Source organism: Xylophilus rhododendri (assembly GCF_009906855.1).
Lineage (GTDB): Bacteria > Pseudomonadota > Gammaproteobacteria > Burkholderiales > Burkholderiaceae_C > Xylophilus > Xylophilus rhododendri.
Map to the genome: position 1 here is coordinate 1689442 of NZ_CP047650.1, position 15223 is coordinate 1704664.

The following is a 15223-nucleotide window of genomic DNA, read 5'->3' on the forward strand; positions in this document are numbered from 1 at the left end:
GCGGGCCATGTCCACCGCCCGACGTATCGCCACCCTGATCCTGCTCCTGGCCGTCGCGGCCCTGGGCTGGTGCGCCTATCTGGCCTGGCAGGACCGCCTGCCGCTGCCGCCGCGCTGGAACCCCTTGGCGCCGCTGGGCCTGGCGGAGGAACCCGGGCCGCTCACCCGCTACAAGCTCTCCCGCCTGGCCGATGCACCGCCCGCGGCCTGTTATGCCTGGCTCGACGCGGCCGGCGTGAAGCACCAGCCGCTGGGCGACCGCAGCGAGACCGACAGCTGCGGCTGGCAGGGCGCGACCCGGCTGTCGGCCTTCGGTTCGGTGCGCCTGGCCAGCACCGCGCCGCTGGCCTGCCCGACGGTGGTGGCGCTGGCGCTGTGGGAGCGCCATGCCCTGCAGCCGGCCGCGATCGTGCAGTTCGGCTCGCCGGTCACCGGCATCGAACATCTGGGCAGCTATGCCTGCCGCAACATCTATGGCGGCGCGGCCGACCGCCGCAGCGAGCATGCGAGCGCCAATGCACTGGACATCTCGGCCTTCCGGCTGGCCAACGGGCGGCGCATCACGGTGCTGGATCCGTCGAGGAAACGCGAGGCCTCGCCGCAGGCGCCCGAGGGCCTGTTCCTGCGCGAGGCGGCCCAGGGCGCCTGCCCCTTCTTCTCGGCGGTGCTGGGCCCCGGCTACAACGCGGCGCACCGCGACCACCTGCACCTGGACCGCGGCCCCTACCGCGTCTGCAGCTAAGACTCGTAGGAATTGCCGGCGGGGCCTTCGAAGGGCAGCAGCAGCATGCGGGCCTCCATGCCGCGTTTGCCTTCGGGCAGCGGCGAAACCAGCTCCAGCCGGGCGTGGTGCCGCTCGACGATGGTGGTCACGATCGAAAGCCCCAGCCCGTAGCCGATAGGCCGCGCCGAATGGCGTGCATGGCGGGTGCGCAGGGCCTGCAGCCGCGCCGGCTCCACGCCTTCGCCGTAATCGCGCACCACCAGCATGCAGGGCGCCTCCACCCGCAGTTCGACTCGGCCGTCGCTGTAGCGCAGGCCGTTCTCCACCAGGTTGCGCAAGGCGATGGCCAGGGCATCGAAGTCGCCTCGCGCCACCAGCGGCCCGGCGCTCTCGGCCACCTCCAGTTGCAGACGGGCCTGCAGGGCCGGCGTCTGCCAGAACTCCTCGGCGATGGTGGCGGCCAGGCGGGCCAGGTCCACCGGCTGGTCCGGCAGCACGGCGCCGGCCTCGGCGCGCGAGAGCTGCAGCAGTTTTTCCGCGCGCTGCGACAGCACGTTGAGCGAGGCCAGCGCGGCCTCCACATCGGTGCGTTCCAGCGCACCTTCGAGGGCGGTCTGCAGCCGCAGCCGCGCGGCCGCCAGCGGCGTGCGCAGCTCGTGCGCCGCGTTGGCCGACAGGGCGCGTTCCACATCGAGCGCATCGGCCAGGCGGCCCAGCAGGCGGTTGACGTGTTCGCCCACCGATTGCAGCTCGCGCGGCATGCCGTCCACCACCACCGGCCGCAGGTCGTTGCCGCCGCGCCGGGCGATCTCGCTCTCCAGCCGCTGCAGCACCGTCAGCTCGCCGCGCGCCACCGTGCCCAGCAGCAAAAAGAGCACGGCCATCACCGCCAGCATCGGCAAGGTCAGGCCGATCAGCACCCGGTGCACCGCATGGCGCCGCTCGGAGCGCGGATCGGCCAGCTGCAGCAGCAGGCCGCGCTGCGGATGGTGGGCAGTGAAGACGCGCCAGCCATCGATGTTGAAGTAACCCGGCCGCAGCGGCACCTTGTCGAAGAACATCTCCCGGGGCTCGTCGCGCGGGATCAGCAGCACGCGGCCGGATTCGTCGACCAGGCGGAAGATCAGCGTGTCGCCGCTGGCCTGCGGCGGCGGCTCCACCACCGGCGGCTGGCCGGGGCCGGGCATGCCGGCCACTTCCAGGTCGTGCGCGGCCACGTCGAGCAGGCGCAGGCCGCTTTCCTCGAGTTCGCTGTCGAAGTTGCGGTTGATCTCGTAGTGCACGAAACCCACCGCGCCGCACAGGCAGGCCACCCAGGCGGCGGCCACGCACAGCAGCAGCACCCGGGTCAGGCGCTGCGCCAGCGTGGCGGGGCGGCGCATGGCCTTCACCGGCCGCCCGCGTCCGGCACGAAAGACAGGCGGTAGCCCAGGCCGCGCAGGGTCTGGATGTGCTCCCGGCCGAGCTTGCGGCGCAGGCGGCTGATGAAGACTTCGAGGGTGTTGCTGTCGGTCTCGCTGTCAAAACCATAGAGCGCGTCCTGCAGCACCTCGCGGGTGTGGATGCGTTCGGGCCGGCTGGCCATCACCCGCAGCAGGGCCCATTCCTTCGAGGTGAGCGTCACCGGCGCGCCGTGCAGGCGCACCAGGTCGCGCGAAAGGTCGATCTCCAGCGGGCCCAGCTGCAGCACCGGATGGTCGGAAGCGGCGCCGCGCCGGCGTTCGATGGCGCGCAGCCGCGCCAGCAGTTCGCCGGGGTCGTAGGGTTTGACGAGATAGTCGTCGGCACCGGCATCGAGGCCGCGGATGCGGTCGCTGACCTGGTCGCGCGCGGTGAGCACGATCACCGCCGGCATCTCCGGCAAGGCCCGCAGATGCGGCAGCAGGGACAGGCCGTCGCCGTCCTCCAGGTGCAGGTCGAGCAGCACGGCCGCATAACGCGCACCGGCCAGGGCGGCCCGCGCCGCATGCAGGCTGGGAGCCGCATCCACCACGAAGGCCTTGGCCCGCAGGTAGCCGCAAACGGCGTCGGACAGGGGCAGATCGTCTTCGACGAGCAGGATTCGCATGGCGGGCGCGCGAGGCGCGTGAAAAAAACAGCGCCCAGTTTATGCGGGTTGTATCCGGGGGATCGCGAAAGCTGAATGCTTTATGAACAAGTCATTCAGCGGTAGGTCAGTGCAAGCTGTTACTTTCGATGGATCATGTCGAATGTCCCGCCCGCCTCTGCCGCCCTGCCGGCTTCTTCCGCGCCCACCGCGCCCCTTCTCGCCCCGCTGCACCGCCGCATGACCAGAGGCCCGCTCACGCCCCGCATGGCCGCCCTGGTGATCGCCCTGTGGGTCGCCATCGCCGGCAATCTCTCGCTCTGGACCGAACTGCACAAGCTCGCCGGCGAAAACGAGCTGGGCCGCAACCCGCTGCTGCTGGGCGGCACCATCTTCCTGGCCGCCTACGGCGCCATCGCCACGGTGCTGAGCGGCTTCACCGGCCGACGCATCTTCAAGCCGGCCATGCTGGTGCTGCTGATCCTGACCGGCTGCGTGCAGCATTTCATGATCGCCTACGGCACCGTGATGGACCCCGGCATGGTGGCCAACGTGCTGCAGACCAACACCACCGAGGCGCGCGATCTGCTCGGCCTCGACATGCTCGGCCAGTGCCTGCTGGTGGCCGGCCCGCCGATGATCTGGCTGTGGCGGCTGCGCCTGGCGCCGCAGCGCGGCTGGGCGGCCGTCTGGCGCAACCTGGTGATGGTGCTGGTGCTGCTGGCGCTGACCGTCGGCGTCACGCTCAGCATGTACCGCGAACTCGCGCCGCTGCTGCGCAACCACCTGGAACTGCGCTTCGCGGTGAATCCGGTGTCCACGCTGGTGTCCACCGTCTCGGCCGTCACCAAGCCCCTGCGCAAGAGCCGCAACGGCCCGCTGGTCAAGATGACGGCCGGTGCCGCCCTCGGCCCCAGCTACGCGGCCGCCGCGGCCGCCGGCAGCACTGCCAGGCCGCCGCTGTTCCTGCTGGTGGTCGGCGAAACCGCCCGGGCCGACCACTTCGCCCTCAACGGCTATCCCCGCGACACCACGCCCGAACTCGCAAAACGTGACGTGATCAGCTTCACCGAGGTGCGCTCCTGCGGCACCAACACCCTGCATTCGGTGCCCTGCATGTTCTCGCCCCTGGGCAAGGCCGGCTGGGAAAGCCGCAAGGCCGAGACCGAGAACCTGCTCGACGTGATCCAGGCCGCCGGCCTGGCCGTGCTGTGGGTGGACAACCAGGCCGGCTGCAAGGGCGTGTGCGAGCGTGTGCCCAACATGAGCACCGAAAAGCCCTTCGCCCCCGCCGCCGATGCCGCGGCCAAGCTGTGCGCCGACGGCGAATGCCTGGACCGGGTGATGCTCGCCGGCCTCGACGAACGCATCGCCACCCTGCCCGCCGAGCGCCGCGCCAAGGGTGTCGTGCTGGTCATGCACATGATGGGCAGCCACGGCCCCGCCTACTGGCGCCGTTCCGCCCCCGACACCAAGCGCTTCGCCCCCGAATGCGCCACCCAGGCGCTGTCGCAGTGCGAACACCAGGACCTGATCAACGTCTACGACAACTCCATCGCCGAGACCGACCGTTTCCTCGGCGCCGCCATCGACTGGCTCAAGGCCCGCGACGACCGCTACGCGCCGGCCATGCTCTACCTGTCGGACCACGGCGAATCGCTGGGCGAATACGGCATCTACCTGCACGGCGTGCCCTACGCCTTCGCACCCGAGGTGCAGAAACATGTGCCGATGGTGTTCTGGATGGACAAGCAGTTCGCCGCGCGCGGCGGTACCGACGAAGCCTGCCTGCGCAAGCGCCGCGACGAGGCGCTGAGCCACGACAACCTCTATCCCTCGGTGCTGGGCTTGATGGACGTGACCACGCCGACCTACAAGCCAGCATTGGATGCGTTCGCGCCTTGCCGCGGGAAAAGCGGCGCTTGAGCTAATCAGCCGGTCGGCAAAAATTCCGTCATATGGCAAAATAAAAATGCCGAATGGCAGAACAGGTGCCGCCATGAACGTGAATGAAATGGTTTTTCAGTCGCCTGAAGCAAGCGACTTCAGGGCCTCCATCGATGACCGGCCGCCGGAAATCTCGGCCGAACTGAAAAAACGCTACAGCGCGCTCATCGCCTCCAGCGGCCCCCATCTGGTCATCGCGCTGGAGATGCTGGGGGGGCGCGACGTTTTTTCGCATATTCCTGAAAGCTTGCTGGACGTCCATCGCTGGGTGTCTCACGGCATGCCCAGCGCTTCCATCCTCCACCTGGCCCAGGCCATGGAGCCGCTGTCGTCGAATGCGCTGAGCGAAGCCCTGGGCATCAGCCTGCGCACCCTGCACCGCAAGAAGGGCGCACAAGGCGACACCTTGAGCGTGGCCCAGGGCGGGCGCACCTTCAAATTCGCGGAAGTCGTCGCCAAGGCCTCGGTGGTGCTCGGCAACCGGGAGACGGCCGTGCAGTGGCTCACCTCCCCCGCCATGGGCCTCGATCGACAAAAGCCCATAGACCTCCTGGCAACGCCCATGGGCACGCAGCTCGTCGAGGAACTGCTCGGGCGCATCGAATACGGGGTCTATGCCTGATGCTTGAGCATCCGATGATGCCCCTGCCGGACATCGGCGCGGGCAGCTCCATGCTGGCCTGGCGCCTGGACCGGCAGATCTATGCAGGCACCTGGGACAGCGGCATCGGCGCCGAGAAATTCGGCGGCCGCTGGAACGCCAGGGGGCAACGCGCGGTGTACTGTTCCATCGACCCGAGCACGGCCATCCTCGAACTGGCCGTGCACGCGGGTTTTCCGGTGCTGGATACCCAGCCGCACATGCTGACCTGCGCGGAAATCATCGGAGGTCCGATTCACCGGGTGGCGCCGGAGAGCGTGCCCAACCCCGCATGGCTGATCCCCGGCACACCCAGCGCCGGCCAGCAGGCCTTCGGCAGCCGCTTGCTCGCCCAGCACGGCATCGTGCTCTTTCCCAGCGCGGTCTCCCGCTTCAGCTGGAACTTGGTGATGGAACCCGCCGTCGCCAAGGGTCGATACCGGCAGAACTCGCAGGCCCGGCTCGTTCTGGATACGCGCCTGCACCCACCCCTGCCCTGACAGCTCAGCGCGCCGGAATCCCGCCCGCCACCGGCACCGCCGTCACGCTGTTCTTGGGCGAGCCCTCGATCACCCGGTCGGAATACGTCAGGTAGACCAGGGTGTTGCGCTTGCGGTCCACCATGCGCACCACGCGCAGCTTCTTGAAGACCAGGGAGATGCGTTCGCTGAACATCTCCTCCTGGTCCGGCAGCGGCTTGCCGGCCGCGAAGGCGATGGGGCCGGTCTGGCGGCAGGCGATGGCGGCCTCGGCCTTGTCCTCGGCCAGGCCCACCGCGCCCTTGATGCCGCCGGTCCTGGCGCGGGAGACATAGCAGGTCACGCCCTGCACCTTGGGGTCGTCGTAGGCATCGACCACGATCTTGTGGTCCGGCCCGATCAGCTTGAAGACGGTGTCGACCTCGCCGATGGTCTCGGCCCGCGCGCCGGGCAGGACACACAGCCCCGACAGCAGCAGCGCCAGGCAGGCGGGGCGCGAGGCGCGGAATACGTCGGTCATGCGGTGATCTCCGGGAAGCCAGGACACCGGACAGGAAACGCCTGCGGTTCGCCCTGATGATGGCCGCCCGATTCTTGCGCAGAATGCGGCGATGGTCCGTGCCTCCCAACTCCTGCATCCCGCCCTCGCCCCGGTCCAGCCCCGGCCCGCCGCCACCCTGCTGCTGCTGCGCGATGCCGAAGGCGGCCTGGAGGTGCTGATGACCCGGCGCTCCGCCCAGGCCCGCTTCGCGCCGGGCGTGCATGTCTTTCCCGGCGGCGCCATCGATGCGGCCGACGGCCTGGCCCATGCCCAGGTGGAGCGCCGCGCCACGCAGGACGACACGGCACTCACCCAGGCCATCGCCGCCCTGCGTGAGTCCTTCGAGGAACTAGGCATCCTGCTGGCCCGCCATGCCGACGGCCGTCCGGCGGACGCCGACGATGTGGCCGCCCTCGACCGCCACCAGCCCCTGCTGCCGCAGTGCGCCGAACGCGGCCTGCGACTGGCCTGCGACCAGGCCTGGCCGCTGGCGCACTGGGTGACCAGCCTGGGCTCGCCCAAGCGCTTCGACACCGCCTTCCTCGTCGCCCGCATGCCCGAAGGCCAGACTGCCGTGGCCGACGAGACCGAGCAGTTCGAGCCGGTCTGGCTGCGGCCCGCCTACGCCCTGTCGCGCCATGCCGCGGGCAGCCTGCCGATGATGTTTCCCACCATCCGCACGCTGGAGCACCTGCAGCGTTATGCCGACACTTCCAGCGCCCTGGCCGCCTGCGCGCCGCACGGCGGCGTCGAAGCGCCGCTGTGGCACTACCACCCGCGCGGCGCGCTGCGCCAGGGCCGGGAATCCCGCGTCACCGACGTGGAAGCGGCCTATGGCGAGTTGATGCTGGTCTGCCCCGACGGCCATCTGCTGCACGAGATCGACTGGCAGCACGAAAGCGCCGTGCCGCTGCTGCGCAACCTGCGGCGGCTGACCGCCGCCAACCCCGGCGTGATGACCGGCCCCGGCACCAACAGCTATCTGGTCGGCAGCGCCGCCACCGGTTACGTGGTGATCGATCCCGGCCCGGACGACGCCACCCACGTCGCCCGCCTGTTCGAGGCGGCCGGCGGCGACATCCGCGCCATCGTCTGCACCCATTCCCACCCCGACCACTCGCCGGGCGCCAGGCCGCTGCAGGCGCTGTGCGATCCGCGCCCGCCCATCCTGGGCCTGCCCTCGGCGCCGACGGCACGGCCGGTCGACCATTTCGTGCCCGACCACGCCCTGGCCGATGGCGAGCGCATCGTGCTGGCCTCGGCCGACGGCGGCGAGGTGCACACGCTGCGCAGCGTGCACACGCCCGGCCATGCCGCCAACCATCTGTGCCTGGTGCTGGAGGAGGACGCCCTGCTGTTCTCCGGCGACCACATCCTCAACGGCAGCACCACCATCGTCAGCCCGCCCGACGGCCACATGGACGACTACCTGCGCTCGCTCGACCGGCTGGCCGGCATCTGCCGCGAGGAAGACATCCGCTTCATCCTGCCCGCCCACGGCCATGTGCTGGCCGACGCCCCGGGCGCCATCGCCCGGCTGAAGGCGCACCGCCTGGCCCGCGAAGCCCGGGTGGCCGCCGCCATGCAGGCGCTGCCCGAAGGCAGCATCGAGGACTGGGTGCGCCACGCCTACGAGGACACGCCGCCGGCCCTGTGGCCGATCGCGGCACGCTCGCTCAGCGCCCATGTGGAGCGGCTGCGGCAGCGGGTCGCCAGCCCCTGACTACACTGCCGCTTTGCCCGCCTGTCGCTCCGATGCCTGTTTCCGTACCGCCCGAACCCGTCCGCCTGTCGAAGATCGTCGCCGAAATGGCGCATTGCTCGCGGCGCGAAGCCGAGCTGTACATCGAGGGCGGCTGGGTGCGGGTGAACGGGCAGGTCGTCGATGTGCCCGGCGCCAAGGTGCTGGACGAGCAGGTGACGCTGGACGAGAACGCGGTGGCCGAGCCGGTGGTGCCGGTGACCATCGTGCTGCACAAGCCTTCCGGTTTCGAGACCTGGGCCGAGGGGCGTCGGCCGGCGCTGCAGCTGCTGCGGCCCGGAACCCGTTCGGCGCAGGCCGACCGGTCGGGCATCCGCCCGGCACGCCAGCATTTCATGCAGGAATGCCTGACGCCGCTGGAGCCGGCCGCATCGGGGCTGGTGATCTACAGCCAGGATTTCCGGGTGCGGCGCAAGCTGACCGAGGATGCCGGCCTGATCGAGCACGAGGTGATCGTCGATGTGCAGGGCGATGTGGGCGAAGCCGCCCTCGACCGGCTCAACCGCGCACCGGTGATCGACGGCCGGGCCATGACGCCGGCCAGGGTCAGCATCAGCCGCCAGAGCGATGGGGTGACCGGGCTGCGCTTTGCCAGCAAGGGCCATTGGGTGGGCCGCATCGCGCAGATGCTGGAGGCCGAGCGCCTGCGCATCGTGGGCATGAGGCGCATCCGCGTGGGCCGGGTGAACCTGGCGGGGCTGGAGCCTGGGGAGTGGCGCTATTTTTACGAAGGAGAGCGGGTCTGATGCCTGCCCTCCCCGGCGCGAAAGAAGGATGAAGTACGCCTGTAAGCCGGATTCTGTGCACCGCACCGGCCTTGCGGCAGATGCGGCGTGACCGCCATTAATCTGGGCCGGGAATCGCTCCCCGGCTCGGTGCTACCTACCCGTCAACTCAGCGGGCCGCCTCGACGTTGACCTACTTGGTATTGCTGCGCGCAGAGATTGCCCGTTTCACCCCGGTCGCCTCCGGCGACCGGGGTGGCTATGAAGCCAGGCTTGCGCCTGGGTCAGATGGCTTGCGCCATCTGCCTTGCCGGCTTTCGCCGGCACTTCATAGAACACCTCGGCTACCTTGATGGGCGATCGGACTCGTCTCTGTTGCTCTGATCCTCACCTCACGGTGGAGAGCCGTTAGCTCCTGCGCTGCCCTGTGCAGTCCGGACGTTCCTCCAGTGCGGTGTTTCCACATGACGACGGATCGTCACCCCTTGCGGGCCAGCACCAGCGGCGGTCCGGCGTACTTCAAGCGCGGGATTATGGCAGGCCCGTATCATCGGCAGCCGGCTCCCGACCAGAGGAGCGTTGTCCAGCCCGATAGTCACGGGCCCCCACGACCATGATCCGCATCTCCGAAATCAAGCTCGGCCTCGAGCACGACGAGGCCGCGCTGCAGGCCGCCGCCGCCCAGGCGCTCGGCCTGGCGCCCGAAGCCATCGCCCGCCTGCACATCCACAAACGCAGCTTCGACGCACGCAAGCAGGCGGTGATGGCCGTCTACATCGTCGACGTCGCCCTGGCCGATCCGGCGCAGGAAGCCGGCCTGCTGCAGCGCAACGAAAAGAACCCGCACATCGCCGCCTCGCCCGACATGGCCTGGTATCCGCCGGCCGGCGCGCCCTTCGAATCGCCGCAGCGGCCGGTCGTCATCGGCTTCGGGCCCTGCGGCATCTTCGCGGCGCTGGTGCTGGCCCAGCTGGGGCTCAAGCCCATCGTGCTGGAGCGCGGCCGCAGCGTGCGCCAGCGCACCCAGGACACCTGGGGCCTGTGGCGGCGCAAGGAGCTGCAGCCGGAGTCGAACGTGCAGTTCGGCGAAGGCGGCGCCGGCACGTTTTCCGACGGCAAGCTCTACAGCCAGATCAAGGATCCGCGCCATCTCGGCCGCAAGGTGATGAACGAGTTCGTGGCCGCCGGCGCGCCGCCCGAGATCCTGACCGAGGCGCGGCCGCACATCGGCACCTTCAAGCTGGTCAAGGTGGTGGAGAACATTCGCGCCAAGATCGTGGAACTCGGTGGCGAGATCCGCTTCGAGCACAAGGTGGTCGACCTGCACATCGAGGCCGGCCCGCGCGGCCGGCAGCTGCGCGGCCTGACCGTGCTGGACCAGGCCAGCGGCGAGCGCCACGAGATGCGCGCCGACCATGTGGTGCTGGCGCTCGGCCACAGTGCCCGCGACACCTTCGAGATGCTGTACCGGCGTGGCGTGCACATCGAGGCCAAGCCCTTTTCCATCGGCTTTCGGGTGGAGCATCCGCAGGGCGTGATCGACCGCGCCCGCTGGGGCCGGCATGCCGGCCATCCCAAGCTGGGCGCGGCCGATTACCGGCTGGTGCACCATGCCGCCAACGGCCGGGCCGTCTACAGCTTCTGCATGTGCCCGGGCGGCACCGTGGTGGCGGCCACCAGCGAGCCGGGGCGTGTGGTCACCAACGGCATGAGCCAGTACTCCCGCAACGAACGCAATGCCAATGCGGGCATCGTCGTCGGCATAGACCCCAGCGACTTCCCCACCGACTACCTGCACCTCGACCTGCCGCCCGAAGCCCAGGGCAAGCCCCATGCGCTGGCCGGCATCGAGATGCAGCGCCGGCTCGAATCGAACGCCTATGTGCTGGGCGGCAGCGACTACCAGGCGCCCGGCCAGCTGGTCGGCGATTTCGTGGCCGGCCGGCCTTCGGCCGCGCTCGGCGAGGTCGAGCCCAGCTACAAGCCCGGCGTGCGCCTGGGCGACCTGCATGCGGCCCTGCCCGGCTATGCCATCGAGGCGATGCGCGAAGCCTTCCCGGCCTTCGCCCGCAAGATCCCCGGCTTCGACCGCCATGATGCGGTGCTGACCGGTGTCGAAACCCGCACCTCCTCGCCGATCAAGATCACCCGCGGCGAGGATTTCCAGAGCCTGAACCTGCGCGGCCTGTTCCCCGCCGGCGAAGGCGCGAGTTATGCCGGCGGCATCCTGTCGGCCGGCGTGGACGGCGTGAAGGTGGCCGAGGCGCTGGCGATGGACATCGCCGCGCCCGCCACCGCCTGAACAAACCCCAGGAGCAGACGACGATGGCCCAGGCAGACAGCCACTTCTACGAACCCGCGGCCGGCCACGGCCTGCCGCACGACCCGTTCAACGCCATCGTGGGGCCGCGGCCGATCGGCTGGGTGTCCACCCACGACGGACAGGGCGTGCGCAACCTGGCGCCCTACAGCTTCTTCAACGGTTTCAACTACACGCCGCCCATCGTGGGTTTCTCCAGCATCGGCTGGAAGGACAGCGTGCGCAACATCGCCGCCACCAAGGAGTTCGTCTGGAACCTGGCCACCCGCCCCCTGGCCGAGCAGATGAACGCCAGCTGCGCCTCCGTGCCGCCGGAGGTCGATGAATTCGCCCTGGCCGGCCTGACGCCGGTGGCCTCGCGTGTGATCGGCGCGCCGCGGGTGCTGGAGAGCCCGGTCAATTTCGAATGCCGGCTGACCCAGCTGGTGCCGCTGCAGAACGTGGCGGGCCACGAGGTCGGCGCCTGGCTGGTGCTGGGCGAGGTGGTGGCGGTGCACATCGACCGCGCCCTGCTGAAGGACGGCGTGTACGACACGGCCGGCGGCCAGCCCATTCTGCGCGGCGGCGGGCCGGCGGATTACTTCGGCATCACGCCCGAACAGCTGTTCAAGATGCGCCGGCCGGGCTGAGCCGGCCAGGGCCTCACTCGTCGTAGTTGTCGCCGCCGCCCAGCACCAGCGGCTGCAGATCGAGTTCGGGCCAGCCAAAGCCCCGACCGCGCGCCTGGATCTGTTCGTGCCAGCGAAGGGCCAGGAAGGCGCGCCAGGCTTCGGCGCGCATGTCGTCCAGCGCCCTGGCGCCGTTGGCGCCGGTGGGTTTCCAGCCGGACCAGTCCTGGACCAGGAAGCTGTGCACCCCCTGGCGCAGGCCGACCAGCACCCGCCGCCGCATGCCCGCCGCGTCGCGCCAGTAGACCTCGTCGATGGTGGTGCCCGACCTGCGCCAGGGATAGGCGATGGTCAGGCGCGGCCGCATCATGCCGGGCATGCGGGCGGCGGAGGGCGCGACCGTGTGCACCACGCCGGCCGGAATGGTCCGCAGGTTGCGCACCAGCTCCTCCTCGCTGCAGACAAAGACGATATCGCCCGACAGCAGGCCGGCCAGGCCGATCCCGCTGACCAGGTTCTTTCTCGCGCCCACCACCGTGTTGACCAGCGGAGTGCCCGGCACCGTCGGCCTGGAGATGCGTTCGAAAAAGGCGTCCAGCTCCTGCGCCAGCCGGTCCTGCTCCAGCACCAGCAGGCGCCATTCCAGATCGGGCAGATAGTGCTCGACGGGCTGCTCCACCGCCGCCATGGCGGCTTCGTCCAGGGACGCGAAGGTGCGCGCCCGGCCGTCCCCGCCCAGGGGCTGCTCCAGGGCGCTGTCGATGGCGGCCTTGGCCAGCCGCTCGACCCAGGGCCCGACCACCGGGGCGAGTTCCGGCCGGCGCGCCAGCACACGGTCGCGCAGCCCGGCCAGGACAGGCCAGAAGTCTTCCAGCGCCCGGGCCGCGTTGCGCAGCACCTGCGTGTCGTGCTCGCGCCCGGGCTGGAATCCGAGTGCATAGACCATGTCGCCCAGGCGGCGCCGCTCCGCCGGCACGCCGGGGTTTTCCGGCGGCACCGCGTCGGGCGGCCCGCCGCCCAGGGCGCGCTGGCCAACCTCCTGCAACAGGGACTCCAGCACCATGGTCATGTAGCGGCGGTCATGCACCGGCACGTTGTGGTTGACCGGCGTCGGCAGGGTGTAGGCGGCGGAGCCTTGGCGTGCATCGGCCACGCTGGCGTCCACGCCCGGAGGGGCGGCACGCCGGTGGACCGCGCGGCGGTCCCGGTCGAGCACGATGCGGCCCGCGGGCTGCGGCCGGCCCCGCTTCTGCGCCAGCTTCTGGAGGTAGCGGTCCATGTCCTTCTGGAAGGCCGCACGGGCCTGCGTGTACAGGCGGGCGTCGAGTTCACGCAGGTAGTCGGGCAGGGGCCGCAGCACCGCCTCGTTGATGGCGGCGTAGAGCCGTGGGTCATATTGCGCCTCGCCGTCCTCGCCCAGCGGCAGGCGCAGGGCCTGCACGACCGCATCGTGGATGAGTTCACCGATCCAGGGCCCGATCACCGGGCCCAGGTCGGGCCGGCTGTCGTACACCTCGGAGCGCAGGATGCGCAGGTAGTGCCAGAAGTCGTCCAGCGCGCGCCCGGCGTTCTGCAGCAGCCTGGCGTCGTGTTCGCGGCCCGGCTGGAAGGCCAGGGCATAACGCATGTCGCCCAGGCGCCGGGTTTCGGCGGGCACATCCGGGTTCAGCGGCGGCACCGCGTCCTGCGGGCCGTCGCCCAGGGCGCGCCGGCCCACCTCGGTCAGCAGGTCCAGCAGCGGCATGGTCATGTAGCGGTGGTCGTGCACGGGCACGTTGTGGTTGACCTCGGGCGGCAGCGTGAAGACCTGGTCTTGCGCATCGGCCGTGGCCGGGCTCAGCAAGGTGGCGAGCTCGCGGCCGATGCGCGGGAGCGCGTCGGCATGGCGGCCGCGCCAGGCAGGCGCGGCCTGCAGCAGGCCGGCGGCGTGGGCGATCGGCAGCGCGGCGGTCGTGGCGGCCAGGGCGATGGCGGAGGCTTGCAACATGGCCGCCTCAGCCGTGGAAGTCGAGCATGGGATGCGGCCGGCGCGGCAGCACCTCGGTATCGGTCCAGCCGCGCACCAGGGCCTGGTTGTAGGCATGCCAGCGCTGGGCCAGGAAGGAGCGCCAGGCCTCGGCGCGCATGTCCTCCAGCACCGCGCCGGTGCCGCCGCCGGTCGGCTGCCAGACGGTCTCGCCATCGATCAGGAAACTGTGCCGGCCCTGGTAGCGCACCACCGCCACCCGCCGGGTCGTGCCCTGCTCGTCGCGCCAGTAGACATCGTCGATGGTGGTGCCGGAAGCGCGGTCCGGGTAGCGCAGCGCATAACGCGGCCGCGTCGTGCGGCCCGGCAGGTGGGCGACCACCGCATCGATCCGGCGCAGCGTGCCGGCGGGGATGGTGCGCAGGTTGGCCGCCAGTTCCTCGCGCTGGCAGACGAAGACGATGTTGCCCTTGAGCAGCTGGAACAGGTCGGCGCCCCAGACCAGGTTTCTCCTGGCGCCGACCACGCCGTTGGCGATCGGCGACTCGGGGCTGGCCGGGCTGGAGATGCGTTCGAAGAAGGCGCGCAGCTCCTCCTGCAGCCGGCCCTGTTCGAGGCCGTTGGCCTGGCGCTCCAGCCCGTCCAAAACGTCTTCGACCGGCCGGTGCGCCAGCGCGTTGATCGCGGTGTAGAGCGCGGGGTCGTACTGCGCCTGGCCGTCTTCGGCCAGCGGCAGCTGCAGCGCCAGCTCGATCGCGGTTTGCGCCAGCCCGGCCGCCCAGGGGGCGATGACCGACTCCAGCTCCGGCCGGCGAGCGCGCGCCTGGGCCACCAGTTCGCGGTAGTCGTACCAGAAGCTGTCGAGCGCCCTGCCGGCATTGAGCAGGCGCTGGCCGTCCGCTTCGCGGCCAGGCTGGTATTGCAGGGCGAAGCGCATGTCGCCCAGGCGGCGGGTGGTCGCCGGTACGCCGGGGTTCTCGATGGGCACCGCATCGGGCGGGCCTTCGTCCAGGGCCCGCTGGCCGACCTCGGTGAGCAGCTCGCGCAGGCCCATGGTCATGTAGCGCCAGTCGTGGCGCGGCACGTTGTGGTTGACCTCGGGCGGCAGGGTGTGGGCAAGGTCGCGCGTCGCGCTTGTGTCGAAGGTGTCCGCATCCAGCAGGGCGGACAGCTCCGGGCTGACCGGCATGCCCTGCTCGCCGATGCCCAGTTGCCGCGGCGGGATGGCGCGGCTGTTGTCGACGTCCAGGCGCCGGGCCTGCGGATCGACCCGGAACGCAGGCGCCCCGGTGGCCTGCGCCAAGGCGTGGGCCAGCGGCCCGGGGGCCGTGGCGGTCGAGGAGAAATCGGCATGCTGCAGCATGGTCAGCCTTTCGTGGGAGGGAGAAATTTCAGTGCCCGGCGCGGTCCGTCGTGGTCCGCGGAGCGAGCCGAAGTTGCGGGACGTCCCGGGTTCGTGGCAGC

At 70.4% G+C, this 15223-nt stretch carries 13 protein-coding genes and 1 other RNA gene; 8 read left to right on the forward strand and 6 right to left on the reverse strand.

The genetic code is table 11. The features are described from left to right. Positions 1 to 7 precede the first annotated feature (7 nt). Complete coding sequence (locus GT347_RS07650; protein WP_160551396.1) at positions 8 to 742, forward strand: extensin-like domain-containing protein; 735 nt, start codon at positions 8 to 10, stop codon at positions 740 to 742. On the opposite strand, the gene GT347_RS07655 is transcribed toward GT347_RS07650, so the two are convergent. Continuing rightward, a complete protein-coding gene (locus GT347_RS07655) occupies positions 739 to 2106 on the reverse strand; it encodes a sensor histidine kinase (RefSeq protein WP_160551397.1) in 1368 nt (455 codons plus the stop codon). The genes GT347_RS07650 and GT347_RS07655 overlap by 4 nt on opposite strands. Before the next feature lie 5 nt (positions 2107 to 2111). Further along, positions 2112 to 2792 (reverse strand): response regulator, encoded by a 681-nt coding sequence (locus tag GT347_RS07660; RefSeq protein ID WP_160551398.1) that lies wholly within the window; start codon positions 2790 to 2792, stop codon positions 2112 to 2114. 219 nt (positions 2793 to 3011) lie between these two features. Here GT347_RS07660 and GT347_RS07665 point away from each other — a divergent pair, with 219 nt between their 5' ends. From GT347_RS07665 to GT347_RS07675, 3 genes are all read left to right on the forward strand, one after another. Next, positions 3012 to 4697 (forward strand): phosphoethanolamine transferase, encoded by a 1686-nt coding sequence (locus tag GT347_RS07665; RefSeq protein ID WP_229722786.1) that lies wholly within the window; start codon positions 3012 to 3014, stop codon positions 4695 to 4697. Between the two features lie 73 nt (positions 4698 to 4770). Beyond that, the gene (gene parS / locus GT347_RS07670; RefSeq protein ID WP_160551400.1) at positions 4771 to 5340 is read left to right on the forward strand and encodes a type II RES/Xre toxin-antitoxin system antitoxin; all 570 of its coding nucleotides are present in this window, start codon (positions 4771 to 4773) and stop codon (positions 5338 to 5340) included. A gap of 14 nt (positions 5341 to 5354) precedes the next feature. After that, positions 5355 to 5858: an RES family NAD+ phosphorylase gene (locus tag GT347_RS07675; RefSeq protein ID WP_160551401.1), complete on the forward strand. Its 504-nt coding sequence runs from the start codon at positions 5355 to 5357 to the stop codon at positions 5856 to 5858. Positions 5859 to 5862: 4 nt separating this feature from the next. On the opposite strand, the gene GT347_RS07680 is transcribed toward GT347_RS07675, so the two are convergent. Next, complete coding sequence (locus tag GT347_RS07680) at positions 5863 to 6357, reverse strand: CreA family protein (RefSeq protein WP_160551402.1); 495 nt, start codon at positions 6355 to 6357, stop codon at positions 5863 to 5865. A gap of 91 nt (positions 6358 to 6448) precedes the next feature. Between GT347_RS07680 and GT347_RS07685 the strand changes: the two genes are divergently transcribed. Together GT347_RS07685 and GT347_RS07690 are read left to right on the forward strand one after the other, a co-directional pair. Further along, on the forward strand, positions 6449 to 8101 hold the full coding sequence (locus tag GT347_RS07685) for an MBL fold metallo-hydrolase (protein WP_160551403.1): 1653 nt from the start codon (positions 6449 to 6451) through the stop codon (positions 8099 to 8101). A 32-nt stretch (positions 8102 to 8133) separates the two neighbouring features. After that, positions 8134 to 8886 (forward strand): RNA pseudouridine synthase, encoded by a 753-nt coding sequence (locus GT347_RS07690; protein WP_160551404.1) that lies wholly within the window; start codon positions 8134 to 8136, stop codon positions 8884 to 8886. A gap of 26 nt (positions 8887 to 8912) precedes the next feature. On the opposite strand, the gene rnpB is transcribed toward GT347_RS07690, so the two are convergent. After that, positions 8913 to 9386: RNase P RNA component class A (gene rnpB, locus GT347_RS07695), an RNA gene on the reverse strand. 92 nt (positions 9387 to 9478) lie between these two features. Here rnpB and GT347_RS07700 point away from each other — a divergent pair. Further along, positions 9479 to 11167, forward strand: a complete 1689-nt coding sequence (locus tag GT347_RS07700; RefSeq protein WP_160551405.1) for an NAD(P)/FAD-dependent oxidoreductase — start codon at positions 9479 to 9481, stop codon at positions 11165 to 11167. A gap of 23 nt (positions 11168 to 11190) precedes the next feature. Further along, a complete protein-coding gene (locus GT347_RS07705; protein ID WP_160551406.1) occupies positions 11191 to 11814 on the forward strand; it encodes a flavin reductase family protein in 624 nt (207 codons plus the stop codon). 13 nt (positions 11815 to 11827) lie between these two features. Here GT347_RS07705 and GT347_RS07710 read toward each other — a convergent pair whose 3' ends face one another. Together GT347_RS07710 and GT347_RS07715 are read right to left on the reverse strand one after the other, a co-directional pair. Beyond that, complete coding sequence (locus tag GT347_RS07710; protein ID WP_160551407.1) at positions 11828 to 13780, reverse strand: hypothetical protein; 1953 nt, start codon at positions 13778 to 13780, stop codon at positions 11828 to 11830. Between the two features lie 7 nt (positions 13781 to 13787). Next, a complete protein-coding gene (locus GT347_RS07715; RefSeq protein ID WP_160551408.1) occupies positions 13788 to 15122 on the reverse strand; it encodes a hypothetical protein in 1335 nt (444 codons plus the stop codon). Positions 15123 to 15223 lie beyond the last annotated feature (101 nt).

What these genes read in the sequence shown, in the direction of transcription:
- GT347_RS07665 (WP_229722786.1), top strand. Translation starts at nt 3,012, where the DNA reads ATGACCAGAGGCCCGCTCACGCCCCGCATGGCCGCCCTGGTGATCGCC.
- GT347_RS07690 (WP_160551404.1), top strand. Translation starts at nt 8,134, where the DNA reads ATGCCTGTTTCCGTACCGCCCGAACCCGTCCGCCTGTCGAAGATCGTC.
- GT347_RS07700 (WP_160551405.1), top strand. Translation starts at nt 9,479, where the DNA reads ATGATCCGCATCTCCGAAATCAAGCTCGGCCTCGAGCACGACGAGGCC.
- GT347_RS07710 (WP_160551407.1), bottom strand. Translation starts at nt 13,780, where the DNA reads ATGTTGCAAGCCTCCGCCATCGCCCTGGCCGCCACGACCGCCGCGCTG.
- GT347_RS07705 (WP_160551406.1), top strand. Translation starts at nt 11,191, where the DNA reads ATGGCCCAGGCAGACAGCCACTTCTACGAACCCGCGGCCGGCCACGGC.
- GT347_RS07675 (WP_160551401.1), top strand. Translation starts at nt 5,355, where the DNA reads ATGATGCCCCTGCCGGACATCGGCGCGGGCAGCTCCATGCTGGCCTGG.
- parS (WP_160551400.1), top strand. Translation starts at nt 4,771, where the DNA reads ATGAACGTGAATGAAATGGTTTTTCAGTCGCCTGAAGCAAGCGACTTC.
- GT347_RS07660 (WP_160551398.1), bottom strand. Translation starts at nt 2,792, where the DNA reads ATGCGAATCCTGCTCGTCGAAGACGATCTGCCCCTGTCCGACGCCGTT.
- GT347_RS07685 (WP_160551403.1), top strand. Translation starts at nt 6,449, where the DNA reads ATGGTCCGTGCCTCCCAACTCCTGCATCCCGCCCTCGCCCCGGTCCAG.
- GT347_RS07655 (WP_160551397.1), bottom strand. Translation starts at nt 2,106, where the DNA reads ATGCGCCGCCCCGCCACGCTGGCGCAGCGCCTGACCCGGGTGCTGCTG.
- GT347_RS07650 (WP_160551396.1), top strand. Translation starts at nt 8, where the DNA reads ATGTCCACCGCCCGACGTATCGCCACCCTGATCCTGCTCCTGGCCGTC.
- GT347_RS07680 (WP_160551402.1), bottom strand. Translation starts at nt 6,357, where the DNA reads ATGACCGACGTATTCCGCGCCTCGCGCCCCGCCTGCCTGGCGCTGCTG.
- GT347_RS07715 (WP_160551408.1), bottom strand. Translation starts at nt 15,122, where the DNA reads ATGCTGCAGCATGCCGATTTCTCCTCGACCGCCACGGCCCCCGGGCCG.